At 67.7% G+C, this 13886-nt stretch carries 12 protein-coding genes; 7 read left to right on the top strand and 5 right to left on the bottom strand.

Annotation, left to right across the window (positions count from 1 at the left end):
- Positions 1-97: 97 nt before the first annotated feature.
- From WBB14_RS03735 to gcvA, 6 genes are all read left to right on the top strand, one after another.
- Positions 98-1693 (top strand): sulfatase-like hydrolase/transferase, encoded by a 1596-nt coding sequence (locus tag WBB14_RS03735; RefSeq protein ID WP_424238627.1) that lies wholly within the window; start codon positions 98-100, stop codon positions 1691-1693.
- 145 nt (positions 1694-1838) lie between these two features.
- Entirely contained in the window at positions 1839-2789 is a 951-nt protein-coding gene (locus WBB14_RS03730; RefSeq protein WP_424238626.1) for a Bug family tripartite tricarboxylate transporter substrate binding protein, read from the top strand.
- Positions 2790-2942: 153 nt separating this feature from the next.
- Positions 2943-3734, top strand: coding sequence for an amino acid ABC transporter substrate-binding protein (locus tag WBB14_RS03725; protein ID WP_054454547.1), 792 nt, complete (start codon positions 2943-2945; stop codon positions 3732-3734).
- Between the two features lie 145 nt (positions 3735-3879).
- Entirely contained in the window at positions 3880-4533 is a 654-nt protein-coding gene (locus tag WBB14_RS03720; RefSeq protein WP_424238625.1) for an amino acid ABC transporter permease, read from the top strand.
- A 22-nt stretch (positions 4534-4555) separates the two neighbouring features.
- Positions 4556-5308: an amino acid ABC transporter ATP-binding protein gene (locus WBB14_RS03715; protein ID WP_424238628.1), complete on the top strand. Its 753-nt coding sequence runs from the start codon at positions 4556-4558 to the stop codon at positions 5306-5308.
- 161 nt (positions 5309-5469) lie between these two features.
- Positions 5470-6387, top strand: a complete 918-nt coding sequence (gene gcvA, locus WBB14_RS03710) for a transcriptional regulator GcvA (RefSeq protein WP_424238624.1) — start codon at positions 5470-5472, stop codon at positions 6385-6387.
- On the opposite strand, the gene WBB14_RS03705 is transcribed toward gcvA, so the two are convergent.
- From WBB14_RS03705 to WBB14_RS03695, 3 genes are read right to left on the bottom strand one after another with little or no spacing between them, the layout of a single operon-like run.
- Positions 6320-7855 carry an efflux transporter outer membrane subunit gene (locus tag WBB14_RS03705; protein WP_424238623.1) on the bottom strand — a complete coding sequence of 512 codons (1536 nt, stop codon included), beginning with the start codon at positions 7853-7855 and terminating at the stop codon, positions 6320-6322. The two genes, gcvA and WBB14_RS03705, sit on opposite strands and share 68 nt — an antisense overlap.
- 1 nt (position 7856) lies before the next feature.
- The gene (locus WBB14_RS03700) at positions 7857-10943 is read right to left on the bottom strand and encodes an efflux RND transporter permease subunit (RefSeq protein ID WP_424238622.1); all 3087 of its coding nucleotides are present in this window, start codon (positions 10941-10943) and stop codon (positions 7857-7859) included.
- Between the two features lie 6 nt (positions 10944-10949).
- Positions 10950-12065, bottom strand: a complete 1116-nt coding sequence (locus WBB14_RS03695; RefSeq protein ID WP_424238621.1) for an efflux RND transporter periplasmic adaptor subunit — start codon at positions 12063-12065, stop codon at positions 10950-10952.
- A gap of 191 nt (positions 12066-12256) precedes the next feature.
- Here WBB14_RS03695 and WBB14_RS03690 point away from each other — a divergent pair, with 191 nt between their 5' ends.
- Entirely contained in the window at positions 12257-12883 is a 627-nt protein-coding gene (locus tag WBB14_RS03690) for an ABC transporter ATP-binding protein (RefSeq protein WP_424238620.1), read from the top strand.
- Positions 12884-12899: 16 nt separating this feature from the next.
- Here WBB14_RS03690 and WBB14_RS03685 read toward each other — a convergent pair whose 3' ends face one another.
- Entirely contained in the window at positions 12900-13715 is an 816-nt protein-coding gene (locus WBB14_RS03685; protein WP_424238619.1) for an ABC transporter ATP-binding protein, read from the bottom strand.
- Positions 13694-13886 (bottom strand): iron chelate uptake ABC transporter family permease subunit (locus WBB14_RS03680; RefSeq protein WP_424238618.1); only part of this gene is annotated, 193 nt, incomplete at its 5' end. The genes WBB14_RS03685 and WBB14_RS03680, both read right to left, overlap by 22 nt.

The raw sequence follows: 13886 nt of genomic DNA, 5'->3' as shown, positions 1-13886 counted from the left end.
GCTTTGTGCCGGGCGCCGCGCTGTCGGCTGGCCAGGCGGCGCCGCAGGCGGGCGGCTCCGCGCACGCGTCCGGGGCCATCCTGAACGGAGCGCAGCCATGAACGCGTCCGCTCCGGCCGCGCCCCCCCAGGTGCGCAACGTGCTGTTCATCATGTGCGACCAGCTGCGCGCGGACCATCTGTCCTGTTATGGCGGCGCCGGCGCCTTGCGCACGCCCCACATCGACCGGCTGGCGCGCATGGGCGTGCAGTACGACCGGGCTTACGTGACGTCCGCGGTCTGCGGCCCGTCGCGCGCGTCCTACTACACCGGCCGCTATCCGCTGTCGCACCGTGTCACCTGGAACCGCGTGCCGCATCCGGTGGACGAATGGTGCCTGGGCGAATACCTGGCGCAGGCCGGCCGGCCGCTGCATCTGCTGGGCAAGACGCACTTCGTGCCGGACCGCGCCGGATTGCGCGCCAAGGGCTACGCCGCCGCGGACGAACAGCGCTTCCTGCAGGGCGGATTCGTGCCGATCGAGCGCTACGACGGTCATTTCGAACTGGCCAAGGACAGCCCGTACCGCCGCTACCTGCGCGAACGCGGCTATGACAGCGAGCGGCCCTGGGAGGACTACGTGGTGGGCAGTCAGGCCGCCGACGGCAGCATCGCCAGCGGCTGGCTGATGCGCAATGCGCCGCTGCCGGCCAGGGTGGACGCGGCCGATTCCGAGACGGCCTACCTCACGGACCGCGCCCTGGGTTTCATGCAGGAGCAGGGCGACCAGCCCTGGGCGCTGCATCTGTCGTACATCAAGCCGCACTGGCCCTACAAGGCGCCGGCGCCTTACCACGCCCTGTTCGGCGCGGAAGACTGCGCGCCGCCGGTGCGTACGCAGGCGGAACGGGAACGCCCGCATCCGGTGCACGGCGCCTACCAGCGGCTGGAGGAGTCGGAGTCCTTCGCCCGCGACGAGGTCTGGCGCAGCATCCGGCCGGTCTACATGGGCTTGGTCAAGCAGATCGACGACCAGATCGGCCGAGTGCTGGACTTCCTGGAGCGCAGCGGGCGGCTGAAGGACACGCTGATCCTGTTCACCTCGGACCATGGCGACCACCTGGGCGACCACTGGCTGGGTGAAAAGGAATACTTCTACGAGAGCGCCATGCGCGTGCCTTGCCTGGTCTACGACCCCGCGCCCGCCGCCGACGCCACCCGCGGCAGCCGCAGCGGCGCCTTCGTCGAATGCGTGGACATCGTTCCGACGGTGCTGGACGCGCTGGATCTGCCCGGCCAGGCGCACCGCATCGAGGGTCGCTCGCTGCTGCCCGGCATCCGCGGCGCAGGCGGCTCGGCGCCGCCCGCCCGCGAGTACGTGGTGGGCAGCCTGGACTACGCCTACCGCGAGGCCCGCCTGTTCCTGGGGCGCGGCGAGCGGGAATGCACGGGCTTGATGGTGCGCGACGAACGCTACAAGTACCTGCATTGGCAGGGCTATCCGGGGCAGTTGTTCGACCTGCGCGACGACCCGGGCGAACTGCGCGACCTGGGCGCCGATGCGGGCATGGCGCCAGTGGCGGCCAGAATGCGCTCGGCGCTGCTGGACTGGCACCAGGGCCTGAAGCGCCGCGCCAGCGAAACCGACGAGGAGGTGCGCGAGCGCACGCATGCGCACGAACGGATGATGGGTATTCTGATCGGCCGCTGGTGAAGCGCGCCGGTCCTGATCTGGGTTTCCAGCCGCCCCGGGGCGTTTCAGGCCTCGGACGGCAATTCAGTCGCCGGACCCAACCGGAACGACACATACAAGGGGAAGTGCCATGGGATCGCCGTACCGTTGTTGTATTCAACCTGTATTGTGGGCCGCGCTCGCGCTGCTGCCGGCCGCGCAGGCCGCGGCCCAGGCCTGGCCGTCGGACACCGTGAAGATCGTGGTGCCGTATCCGCCCGGCACCGAACCCGACGTGCTGGCGCGCGACCTGGGCAACCGCCTCTTCAAGGAAAGCGGCAAGACCGTGGTGGTGGAGAACCGTCCCGGCGCCAATGCCATCATCGGCAGCGACTACGTCGCCAAGGCGGCAGGGGACGGCAATACCCTGCTGATGGTGGACCGCCTGGCGCTGGAGACCAATCCCTTTCTGTATGCCAAGGTGCCGTACCGCTGGCAGGAAGATTTCAAGCCTGTCACCGACCTGGGGCAGGTGCAGCTGTACGTGGCGGTCAGCAACGCATTTCCGGCCAAGACCTACAAGGAATTCATCGATTACGCCCGGGCCAACCCGCAGCGCATCAACGTGGGCACCGGCGGCCAGGGGCATGTGAACCACCTGGGCATGGCCATGCTGGCCAGCGCCGAAGGGGTGCAATTCACTTATGTCCCGTTCAAGGGCGTGGCGCCGGCCATGACGGCGGCGATGGCCGGCGACGTGGACAGCGTCATGGCCGGCGGCCTGGCGGTATCGGAACAGTACAAGGCTGGCAAGATCCGGGTGCTGGTGGCCGGCGCCACGCAACGCGCCGCCATGCTGCCCGACGTGCCGACGCTGCAGGAGGCCGGCGGCAAGGCCGGCAGCATACCGTCCACGGTTTTCACCCTGTTCGCGCCGGGCAAGACCCCGGACGCCCTGGTGGCGCGGATCAACCAGGCGGTGGCGGCGGTCACCGCGGATCCTTCCTTCCGCCAGACCTACGAGGCCCGCGGCCTCCTGGTGCGGGGCTCGACGCCCGAGGCCACCCTGGCCGCCATGAAGGAGGAGGCCGGCCGCTACGAAACCCTGATCAAGTCGGCCGGGATCAAGCCGGATTGATGCGGGCGCCGGGCGGCGGGGGGGCCGCGCTTTCCTGGCGGTATCTGCCAGGGGAGCGGATTGTGCCCCCGCAAGAGGATAAAATACCGGCTCGCGGCTTTTTGACTGGCCATTCCGGCATTCTTCATTCCTGCGCCCGGCGCATCCATAACGATGAAAAAACTGACTGCTGTACTCCTCGCTTCCGCAACCGCGCTGCTCACCGCTTGCGGCCCCAGCGACAATGCGCCCGCCGCCAGCGCGCAGGCGCCTGCCGCCGCCAAGAAGGTCGTGGTTGGCCTGGATGACAACTTTCCGCCCATGGGTTTCCGCGATTCGAACAACCAGATCGTCGGTTTCGACATCGACATGGCCAAGGAAGCCAGCAAGCGCCTGGGCCTGGAAGTGGAGTTCAAGCCGATCGACTGGAGCGCCAAGGAAGCCGAACTCAACGGCAAGCGCGTCGACGTGCTGTGGAACGGCCTGACCATCACCGAAGAGCGCAAGAAGAACATCAGCTTCACCGCGCCCTACATGGCCAACCACCAGATCATCATCGTGGGCAATGCGTCCCCCGTGAAGCTCAAGGCTGACCTGGCTGGCAAGGTCGTGGGCGCCCAGGACGGCAGCAGCGCCACCGACGCCATCGCCAAGGACCCGGTTGCAGCCCAGATCAAGGAAGTCAAGAAGTTCGGCGACAACGTCACCGCGCTGATGGACCTGGCCGCCGGCCGCCTGGACGCCATCGTGGTGGACGAAGTGGTGGGCCGCTACCTGATCAGCAAGCGCGCCGGCGAATACCGCGTGCTGGACGAGAACTTCGGCACCGAAGACTACGGCGTCGGCGTGCGCAAGGACGACACCGAACTGCTGGGCAAGCTGGACAAGACCCTGGATTCGATGAAGCAGGACGGCACCGCCGGCCGCATCGCCACCCAGTGGTTCGGCGCCAACATCATCAAGTAAAGGGCCAGCGGCGCCCGCGGCCATCGCGCCCGGGCGCCCCGGCCCATGTTCCACAGCCCGCCGCGGCGCCGACGCGCCAGGCGGGCTTACTCATGAATCGATCCAACCTTGGCGTCCACGGACGCTGACGGCGCGAACCCACTGCATGGACTACGTACTCTCCCTATTGGGGCCATTGGCGCAAGGCGCGAAAGTCACCTTGACGCTGTTTTTCATCACGCTGGCGCTGGCCGTCCCGCTGGGACTGGTGCTGGCGCTGGTGCGGATCTCGAAATGGCGGCTGGCCAGCAACCTGGTCAATGGCTATATCTGGCTCATGCGCGGCACGCCGCTGATGCTGCAGATGCTGTTCATCTACTTCGCGCTGCCGTTCGTGCCCGTGATCGGCATCCGGCTGCCGGATTTCCCGGCCGCGGTGGTGGCTTTCGCGCTGAACTACGCGGCTTACTTCGCCGAGATCTTCCGCGCCGGCATCCAGTCGGTGGACCGCGGCCAATACGAGGGCAGCAAGGTCCTGGGCATGACCTATCTGCAGACCCTGCGCCGCATCGTGCTGCCGCAGATGGTGCAGCGGGTGCTGCCGCCCATGAGCAACGAGACCATCACCCTGGTCAAGGACACCTCGCTCATCTACGTGCTGGCGCTCAACGACATCCTGCGCACGGCGCGAGGCATCGTGCAGCGCGATTTCACGACCACGCCGTTCCTGGTCGCCGCCGCCTTCTATCTCCTCATGACGCTGATCCTGACGTGGTTCTTCCAGCACATGGAAAAGCGCTATGCCAAATATGACCAGTAATTCTCCGTCCGCGCGTCCCGTCATGATCGAGGCCCGCGAGATCATCAAATCGTTCGGCTCCAACCGCGTGCTGGACCGGGTTTCGCTGAGCCTGGGCCAGGGCGAGGTCGTCGCGGTGATCGGGCCGTCCGGTTCGGGCAAGAGCACCTTCCTGCGCTGCCTGAACCACCTGGAAACCATAGACGAAGGCAGCATCGAGGTCGAAGGCGAAGCCATGGCCCGCGCCGTGCCCGGCGGGCGCAGCCAGTACGCCAGCGATGCCGACGTGCGCCGCATCTGCCGCAAGATGGGCATGGTGTTCCAGTCGTTCAACCTGTTCCCGCACATGACCGTGCTGCAGAACATCATCGAGGCGCCCATCACCGTCAAGGGCATGGCGCGCGCCCAGATCGTTCCCAAGGCGGAAGAACTGCTGCGCAAGGTCGGCCTGCTGAACAAGCGCGACAACTATCCGACACGGCTGTCCGGCGGCCAGAAGCAGCGCGTGGCGATCGCCCGGGCGCTGGCCATGGAACCGGACATCATGCTGTTCGACGAGCCCACCTCGGCGCTGGATCCGGAACTGACCGGCGAAGTCCTGCGCACCATGAAGCAGTTGGCCGACGAACGCATGACCATGCTGGTCGTCACCCATGAAATGGGCTTCGCGCGCGAAGTCGCGCACCGGGTCATCTTCATGGACGAGGGCCGCATCGTCGAGGAAGCGCCTTCGGCCGACTTCTTCCGCGCGCCGCGCGAGGCGCGCAGCCGCGAGTTCCTGGCGCATATGCTCTGAAGCGGCGCCTCGAATGCAAAAGCCCGCTTTGGCGGGCTTTTTTATTATTTAGCGACGCTATCGTCCAAAATCCAGCCGTTGGTTGGAAACCAGAGGTTATATTTCAAGATATCGCTGATGTTAGGCGATTAAGAAGATAGATTTTCTAAATCAAGGATGCCATGGGAGCCGTGCTGCCCTTGCTCGCGCTGCGAGCCTTTACCGAAACCGGCCGTCTCGGCAGTCTGAAGGCCGCCGCCGAAGTGCTGGGCGTGACCCCGGGGGCGGTCAGCCAGCAGATACGCCTGCTGGAAGACCGGCTGGGGCTGGCGCTGTTCGTGCGCGAGCGTCACGGCGTGCGGCTGACGGAGGCGGGCGCACGCGCGTATCCGGGGTTGATGCGCGCCTTCGACCAGATCGAAAAATCGCTGGCGCTGCTCGAATCGCATGCCGAGCAGAGGACCTTGACCGTCAGCACGGTGCCTTCGTTCGCCTCGTCCTGGCTGGTACCGCGCATAGGCCGGTTTTCGGCCTTGCATCCGGACATCGAGGTGCGGGTGGAGGCCTCCTCGCAATTGGTCGATTTCAAGCGCGACCGCATCGACGTGGCCTTGCGGCACGGCCTGGGGCAGTACCCGGGCCTGTCGGCCTTCCGCTTGATGGCTCCGGTGCTGCTGCCCGTGGCCAGTCCGGCCATGCTGGCGCAAGGCTCTGCCATCGAGCGGCCCGAGGACTGCCTGAAGTACCCGCTGCTGCAGGATTCCGACCGCGCGGACTGGCCTTTGTGGCTGCAGGCGCACGGCGTGGACGCGGGGCAGGAAGCGCAGCGCGGTCCCAGCTTCGAGGACGATCTGTTGCTGCTGCGGGCGGCTGCCACGGGGCAGGGCATCGCGCTGGTTCAGGACACGCATGCGCGCGAAGATATCGAATCGGGCCGGCTGGCCATAGCCTTGGACCAGCCCTGGCCCGCGCGCTTCGCGTACTACGTGGTCAGCCGGCCGGATGCGCTGCTGCGGCCGGAAGTGCAGGCGTTCATCGACTGGGTGAAGGCGGAAGCGGCAGCGATGGAGCAGGCGCCGCAGACGCTTGCGGCACGCTGAGGGGGGTGCCGGGCAGCGGCGTGTCCCAACCGCCGCCCAAGGCGCGGATCAGCCTCACGGTGGTTCGCGCCTGATCTCCGTCCAGCCTGGCCGAGGCCAACTGCTGCTGCAGCAGGCTGCGGTCCGCATCGATGACGTCAAGCTGGGTATGTGTTCCGGTTTCGTATTGCAGCCGGGACAGCTCGGCCGCACGTTGCGCAGCCAGCCGCGCGCGGTCCTGCGCGGTCTGCTGGGCCGCCATTATGCGCAGATGCATCAGATTGTCCTCGACTTCCCTGAATGCATTGAGCAGCGTTTCCCGGTAGCGCGCCACGTCTTCTTCATAGGCGGCCCGGGCGGTATCGAGGCCCGCCTGACGGGCGCCGCCGTCCAGAATGGGCAGCGATAGGGCGGTGCCAAGGAATGGGCCGAGTAGAAAGCTGCGGCTGGACCATTGGAACAACTGGCTCAGGCTGGATGACTCGAATCCGGCCGCCCCGGTCAGTTCCAGCTTGGGAAAGAAGGCAGCGCGCGCTGCGCCGATGCGGGCATTGGCCGCGGCCATGGCGTGTTCGGCGGCGGCAATGTCCGGACGGCGCTCAAGCAGTTCCGAAGGCAATCCGGGTGGAACGGTCAGCTCGATGCGCCGCAGCGGTTCATACGGCAGCGAAAAATCGGCCGGAGCCTTGCCCAGCAGGATCGCCAGCGCGTGCTCGGCGCTGGCGCGCAGGCGTTGCGCGCCCAAGGCGTCGGCGCGCGCCACCTCAAGTTCGCTGCGGGCGCGTTCGACCTCCAGCTCGCCGCCGTCGCCCGCCTCGAAGCGCATCTGGTTCAATGCGAAGCCGCGCTCGCGCAGGGCCAGCGTTTGCCGATAGATGCGGTGCTGGGTATCCAGCTCCCGGATCAGGAAGTAGGTGTCGGCGACGTCGGCCTGCAAGGCCAACAGTGTCAACCGGTACAACGCGCCGCCGCGCGCCTGTTCTGCCGATGCCGCGCTTAGGGTCGAGGAGACGCGGCCAAACAGATCGGCCTCATACGCAACCGCAGCGTCGGTCCGCCACAGCGTCGTGGTGGAAGCCGGCCCGTTGTCGCGTCCGCTGTACGAGGCTGGAGACTCGCGCTGGCGGGTCGGGCCGAAACCTGCGTCCAGCCGGGGAAACAGCGCCGACCGCGCCTGCTGATGCTGGGCCCGCGACAGCTGCAAGCGCGCGTAAGCGGCTTGCAGCGTCGGATTGGCGTCCTGCGCGGCGGCCTGCAATGCGTTGAGCGCGGGATCCTGGAACATGGTCCACCAGGCTGCGCGCAGGGCGTCGTCGGCAGGCCGGGCGCTGGTCCACGCTCCCGTCGGTTCTGCCTGCGCCTGTTTATAGGCGGGCGGGATGGGGCCGGTGTCGGGCGCCAGTGCCGGCCGCAACGAGCACCCGGCCAGCGTCAACGTCAGCAGCGTCAGTCCGAAGCGCATGGCGCAATGATTCAATGCGTGTGTCATGTTATGGGTTTCCCAGCAAGGCGGAAGCCTGGTCGGCGCCGCGGTCCGGCCCCGCAGGCGCAGGGGTGGCGACCAGATTGCGTCCGAACCGCGCGTAGACGGCAGGCAGCACGAATAGCGTGAACAGCGTGCCCACCAGCAAGCCCGCCACCAGCACCGTGGCGATCGCGCGCTGGCTGCCCGCGCCGGCGCCGCTGGCGAACAGCAGCGGCATCAGGCCGCCGACCATGGCGGCCGTGGTCATCAGGATGGGGCGGATGCGGGTGGCGGCGGCCGCGCGCACGGCCTGGACCCGGTCCAGCCCCCTGAGCCGCTGCTCAACGTTGGCGAACTCCACGATCAGGATGCCGTGCTTGGTGATCAGGCCGATCAGCGTCACCAGCCCGATCTGGGTGTAGATGTTGAGCGTGGCATAGCCGAAGAACATGGCGGCCAGCGCGCCGCAGGCGGCAAGCGGCACCGTGGTGAGGATCAGCAGCGGATCGCGGGCGCTCTCGAACTGGGCGGCCAGCACCAGAAAAATGAAGGCCAGCGCAAAGGCGAACGTCAGGGCGAAACCACCTTGTTCCTGCAGATACTGCCGCGATTCGCCCAGGAAGCTGGTCTGGAATCCCGCTGGCAGACTGGCGGCTTCGGCCTGCAGGAAGGCGACGGCCTGGCCCAGCGGCACGCCCGGTGCAGGGACCGCGACCAAGGTGGCGCTGTTCAGCTGATTGAACTGCGTGAGGGCATTGGCCTCGACGCCTTTCTCCAGCGAGACCACGGTGGACAGCGGCACCTGTCCGCCGGTGGCGGTCCTGACATGGAACAGGTCCAGGGATTCGGCGTTCAGGCGCAGGTTGCGCGGCGCCTGGGGGATAACGTCGTAGGAGCGGCCCCGGGCGCCGAAGCGATTGACGTAGGACTCGCCGACCAGGCGCGCCAGGGTGTCGCCTATCTCTTTCATGCTCAGGCCCAGGTCGTGCGCCTTGGCGCGGTCGATCCGCACCAGCGTGGTCGGGTTGCTGAAGGTCAGGTCGGAATCCACGAAGGCGAACTGGCCGCTGGCGCGCGCCGCGGTTTTCAACTTGTCCATGGCGTCGTGGACCGCCCGATGGCCGGCCGGGGAAGACAGCACGAACTGCACGGGAAAGCCGCCGACGGAGCCGGGCAGGGGCGGCGGCAGGAAGGCGGAGCCCGCGATGCCTTCGATGTCGGGCAAGGCCGCCTGTAGGTCGGCCATGATGGCTTCGGCGCTGCGGTCCCGCGTTTCCCATGGGCTCAGCATGACGCCAGCCCAGCCTTTGTTGAGCGCGCCGCCCGCGCCGGACACCATATAGACGGTAGCGGCTTCCGGCAGGGCGCGCAGCGCGGCCTCGACCCGTTTGGCCTCAGCCTCCAGGAATTCCAGGCTGCTGGCTTGGGGGCCTTTCATGTCGACGATGATTTCCCCCTGGTCTTCCGCGGGGGCGAGTTCCGACTGCAAGCCGTTGAACAGGACGGGGAGGCTGAGCAGCACGCCCGCGCCGGCCAGCAGCACCGGCCGCGTGTCGCGCAGCATGCGCGTCAGCGCGCGCTCATAGGCGCCCACCAGCCTGGCGGTCGCATGTTCCACCGCCAGCGCGTAGCGGCTGGGCGCCTGCCGGCGCATCAGCCTGGAGGCCACCATGGGAGACACGGTCAGCGCCACCACGGCGGATACCATCACAGCCGCGGCCAGCGTAAAGGCGAATTCACTGAACAGCGCGCCCGTCAGGCCGCCGATCAAGCCGAGCGGCGCGTAGACCGCAACCAGCACCGCGGCCATCGTCAGCACGGGGCCGACGATTTCGCGCGCGCCGTTCAGCGCGGCATCCAGCGGCGATTCGCCTTCTTCCATGCGGCGATGGACGTTTTCCACCACGACGATCGCGTCGTCCACCACCAGGCCGATGGCCAGGACCATGGCCAGCAAGGTCAGCAGGTTCAGGCTGAAACCGAGCGCCAGCATGGCCGCCGCCGCGCCCAGCAACGATAGCGGAATGCTCAGCACCGGCACGGCCACCGCGCGCAGCGAGCCGAGGAAGATGAAGATGACGAGCACCACTTCCAGGCTGGCAATGCCGAACTTGCCCAGCACATTGCCGATCGCGGCGTCGATAAAGACGGTGACGTCGTACGGAATCGCCATCTTGACGCCATCGGGCAGGTCCAGTCCGGCCAGAATCCGGCGGACCTCGCGGGAGATATCGAGTGGATTGCCGCCAGGCGTAGCCATCACTTCCAGGTACGCGGCGGGTTCGCCGTTCATGCCGGCGATCTGGTTGCGGCTTTGCGCGCCGATCTCGACGGTGGCGATGTCTTCCATCCGCACCAGGCTGGGGCCGCGCTTGACGACCAGTTCGCGAAAGCCCTGGACGCTATCCAGGCTGGTGTCGGCGCGCACGTTCGTGACCACGAGCGCGTCGCGCAATTGGCCGGGCGCCGCCTGGTAGTTGTTGTCCCGGATCGCTGACTCGACATCCGCCGTGGTGATGCCATGGGCGCCCATGCGCAGAGGGTCGAGCCAGATGCGCATCGAGAGCGCCTGTCCGCCCAGCACGTTTACGGCGGCCACGCCGTCGACCGTGCTCAGCATGGGTTTGGCCACGCGCATCAGGTAGTCCGTGATGCCCGTCAGGGGCTGGCCGGCGGGCGCGGTGAAGCCGGCGTAGACCACCCCGATGGCGCCGGGAGACTGCCGCACGACCACTGGGTCGTAGGTGTCCTCTGGCAGCAGATAGCGCACTTCGTTGACCTTGGTCAGGACCTCGGTCAACGCGGTGTCGGAGTTCGCGTTCAGGCGCAGGTAGGCGTTGATGGTGCTGCGCCCTTGTTCGGACGAGGACGTCAGGTATTCCACGCCTTGCGTGGTGGCGACGGCCTGCGCCAGCGTGGCGGTGACAAAGCCCTGCATCAGGTCCGCGGACGCGCCCGGATACTCGGTGGTGACGGTGACCACGGCGCTTTCGATGTGCGGATACTGACGCAGCGGCAGGTCCAGCAGCGCGCGCATGCCGACCAGGGCGATCAGCAGGGCGAACGCGGTGGTGAGGATAGGGCGGCGGATGAAGAAGTCGGTGAATGACATGGCGTCCTACTCTCCCGCCAGGCGCGGACGGATGGCGGCGCCGTCGTGCAGGTTGATCTGGCCGGCGATGACCACCCGATCGCCGTCGCGCAGATCCGTATCCGACAGCGCGACCTGGCCGTCCCGGGTTGCGCCGGTCTGCACGGACACGAGCCGGACGCGCGCTGGGTCGTCATTGCGCACGGCGTAGACAGTGTCGCCGGACAGGGTGCTTTGAACGGCTTCGGCCGGCACGGTGAGGGTGGCGGGGCCTGCGGGCAGCGATACGCTGACGCGGGCATACGCGCCAGGCCATAGGCGGCCAGCCGCGTCCGGCGCCAGCGTGGCACGGACCCGCAGCGCGCGGTTGCCGGCGTCGATCTGTGGATCGATCGCGGAGACCTTGCCCGCCAGCGGAGCCTGCCCGTCGCCGTCGCTGGCGACGGACACGCCCAGTCCCAGTCGCAATGCGGCGGCGTGCCGATCCGGCAGGGTGAAATCCACATGCAGCAGGCGGGTGTCGGTCAGAGTGGCGATGGGCGTGCCCGCCTCGACATACTGGCCCAGATTGATCAGCCGTAGCCCCAGCGTACCCGCGAACGGTGCACGCACCAGGCGCTGGGCCAGGTCTTCTTCTCCCTGTGCGACCTGGGCCTTGGTTTCGGCGCGCTGCGCCGCGTGCTGTTCGTACTCGGCGCGCGACAGGGTTTGTCCGAGCAGGCGCTTGGCGCGGTCCAGGTTGGCTTGAGCCAGCGCGGCCGATGCGCGGTGCCGCTCGAGCTCGCGGCGCACCGGGCCATCATTGATCTGCACCAGCGGCAGTCCGGCCGCGACCTGCTGGCCGCTGGTGAAATGGATGGCGGTGACGCGCCCCGCGACCTCGGGCGCCACCAGTACTTGCTGTTCCGCCACGACGGTGCCGATGGCCTGCAAGGTAGCGGACAACGTTGCGGCCCGGGCGGGCGCCACCACGACAGGGATGGGCGCGGCGTTGCCGGCCGACGCGGTTTGGGCAGCGGCTGCGGCCTTGCGTTGCGTGTCGTAGAGGTAGAGACCGCCAATGGCGGCAAGAACAAGCGTGGCGGTCAGGGCCAGTTTGCGGCGGGCAGTGCGCGGTGGCGCAGGGTTCGGGTTCTGAGACATGAGGCCCATACGTGGAGTCAATGTAGCTGCGCTAAATGCGCAGGTGGCAAGACTCGCAATGGTAGGGAGGCAATCCGGCGTAGAGAAACGATAAGTTCTCCGTTATGGATTTAGTTTGTCTAACTTCTTTGGGGCTTGCTTGCGAGCCCGCATGTCGGCGCTTGCGCAGTTGCGGTCTAAGATCCGTACCCATGCCTATCCCTAACTCCGAACCGCGCCCGCTGCTCACGCTGCGCGGCCTGTATAGCGAACGCCTTTCCCCGGTAAGCCTGGATCTGGCCCCTGGCGAATGCGCGGCGATCATGGGCCCTTCGGGCTCGGGTAAATCCCTGTTGCTGCGCCAGGTGGCCGACCTCGATCCCGGGCATGGCGTAGCCTTGCTCGACGGCAGGCCGCGCTCGGGCATGCGGGGCCACGAATGGCGCCGCCAGGTCATCTATTGCCAGGCCGAGGCCGGCTGGTGGGACGACCGGGTCGCGCCGCATTTCACGGACCGCGCCCGGGCCTCGGCCATCATGGACCGCCTGGGGCTGGCCGCGGACAAGCTGGACGTGCTGGTGCACGAGCTGTCCACGGGTGAACGCCAGCGCCTGGGGCTGGTCCGCGCCTTGGCGCAGGAGCCGCGCGTGCTGCTGCTGGACGAACCCACCGCCGCGCTGGACCAGGCGGCCACGGACCGAGTCGAAGCGGAGCTGCGGCGCTACCTGGGCAGCGGGGCCGCGATACTGATGGTGACCCACAGTCCGGCCCAGGCCGAGCGCATGGCGCACCGTTCCTGGCGCATGGAGCAAGGCAGGTTGGAGCCATTGTGGACGTGAGGCGCTGGTCTGGCCGTTAGCGGGCGCGCCGCGGCACGACCATGGGGCTGCCGGTCTCCGGGTCCGGCATGATGCGGCAGTCCAGATCGAAAACCTGGCGCATCGCGTCCTCGGTCATGACGGAACGGGCGTCTCCGTGCGCCGCGACACGCCCGGCGCGCATCAAGACGATCCGTTCCGCGTAGCGCAACGCCAGGTTCAGGTCATGCAGCACTACCACCAGCGTGCGGCCGGCGCGGTGCAGGCTGGCGCACAGTTCCAGCAGATCCAGCTGGTGGCGGATGTCCAGGAATGTAGTGGGTTCGTCCAGCAACATGATGCCGGTTTGCTGGGCCAGCACCAGCGCCAGCCAGGCGCGCTGGCGCTGGCCGCCGGAGAGCGTATGCACGGGGTGGTCGGCGAATCCGTCCAGGTCGGTGTCGGCGAGGGCCGCGTCGACGGCGCGGGCGTCCGCAGGCGACCACTGCCGCAACAAGGATTGATGCGGATAGCGGCCGCGGGCCACGAGTTCGCGCACGGTGATCATTTCTGGCGCGATCGGATTCTGCGGCAGGTAGGCCAGGCGCCGCGCCACTGCCTTGCGCCGCAACGCAGCGAGGTCGGCGCCGTCGAGCAGGGCGCGGCCATGGCTGGGTCGCAGCGCGCCGCCCAGCAGGCGCAGCAAAGTGGATTTGCCGCAACCATTGGGGCCGAGGATAGCCGTGAACGAGGCGGGCGCGATATCCAGCGTCAGGCTGTCCAGCACGCGCTTGCTGCCATAGGACAGGCTGGCGTCGAGAAGTCGAAGGGCGGATGCGGGAAGAACAGGGGTCACGTCGAAACCTTGCGCCATTCGAGCAGCAGCAGAAATGCGAGATAAAGGCCGCCGATGCCGGCGGTCAGGACGCCTACTGGCAGGCCATCGGCGCCGGCCGAGCGCGATAGCAGGTCGGCGCCCGCCAGTAGCACGGCGCCGGTCAGCGCGGCCAGCAGAGGTTGTGGGCCGCTGGCCGGCGCGCAGCGC

The organism is Achromobacter sp. (assembly GCF_049647645.1).
Lineage (GTDB): Bacteria > Pseudomonadota > Gammaproteobacteria > Burkholderiales > Burkholderiaceae_B > Achromobacter.
The sequence above is the reverse complement of the archived record's forward strand: the minus strand, read 5'-3'. Positions and strand labels throughout refer to the sequence as shown.

What these genes read in the sequence shown, in the direction of transcription:
- WBB14_RS03735 (WP_424238627.1), top strand. Translation starts at nt 98, where the DNA reads ATGAACGCGTCCGCTCCGGCCGCGCCCCCCCAGGTGCGCAACGTGCTG.
- WBB14_RS03725 (WP_054454547.1), top strand. Translation starts at nt 2,943, where the DNA reads ATGAAAAAACTGACTGCTGTACTCCTCGCTTCCGCAACCGCGCTGCTC.
- WBB14_RS03720 (WP_424238625.1), top strand. Translation starts at nt 3,880, where the DNA reads ATGGACTACGTACTCTCCCTATTGGGGCCATTGGCGCAAGGCGCGAAA.
- WBB14_RS03715 (WP_424238628.1), top strand. Translation starts at nt 4,556, where the DNA reads ATGATCGAGGCCCGCGAGATCATCAAATCGTTCGGCTCCAACCGCGTG.
- gcvA (WP_424238624.1), top strand. Translation starts at nt 5,470, where the DNA reads ATGGGAGCCGTGCTGCCCTTGCTCGCGCTGCGAGCCTTTACCGAAACC.
- WBB14_RS03705 (WP_424238623.1), bottom strand. Translation starts at nt 7,855, where the DNA reads ATGACACACGCATTGAATCATTGCGCCATGCGCTTCGGACTGACGCTG.
- WBB14_RS03700 (WP_424238622.1), bottom strand. Translation starts at nt 10,943, where the DNA reads ATGTCATTCACCGACTTCTTCATCCGCCGCCCTATCCTCACCACCGCG.
- WBB14_RS03695 (WP_424238621.1), bottom strand. Translation starts at nt 12,065, where the DNA reads ATGTCTCAGAACCCGAACCCTGCGCCACCGCGCACTGCCCGCCGCAAA.
- WBB14_RS03690 (WP_424238620.1), top strand. Translation starts at nt 12,257, where the DNA reads ATGCCTATCCCTAACTCCGAACCGCGCCCGCTGCTCACGCTGCGCGGC.
- WBB14_RS03685 (WP_424238619.1), bottom strand. Translation starts at nt 13,715, where the DNA reads ATGGCGCAAGGTTTCGACGTGACCCCTGTTCTTCCCGCATCCGCCCTT.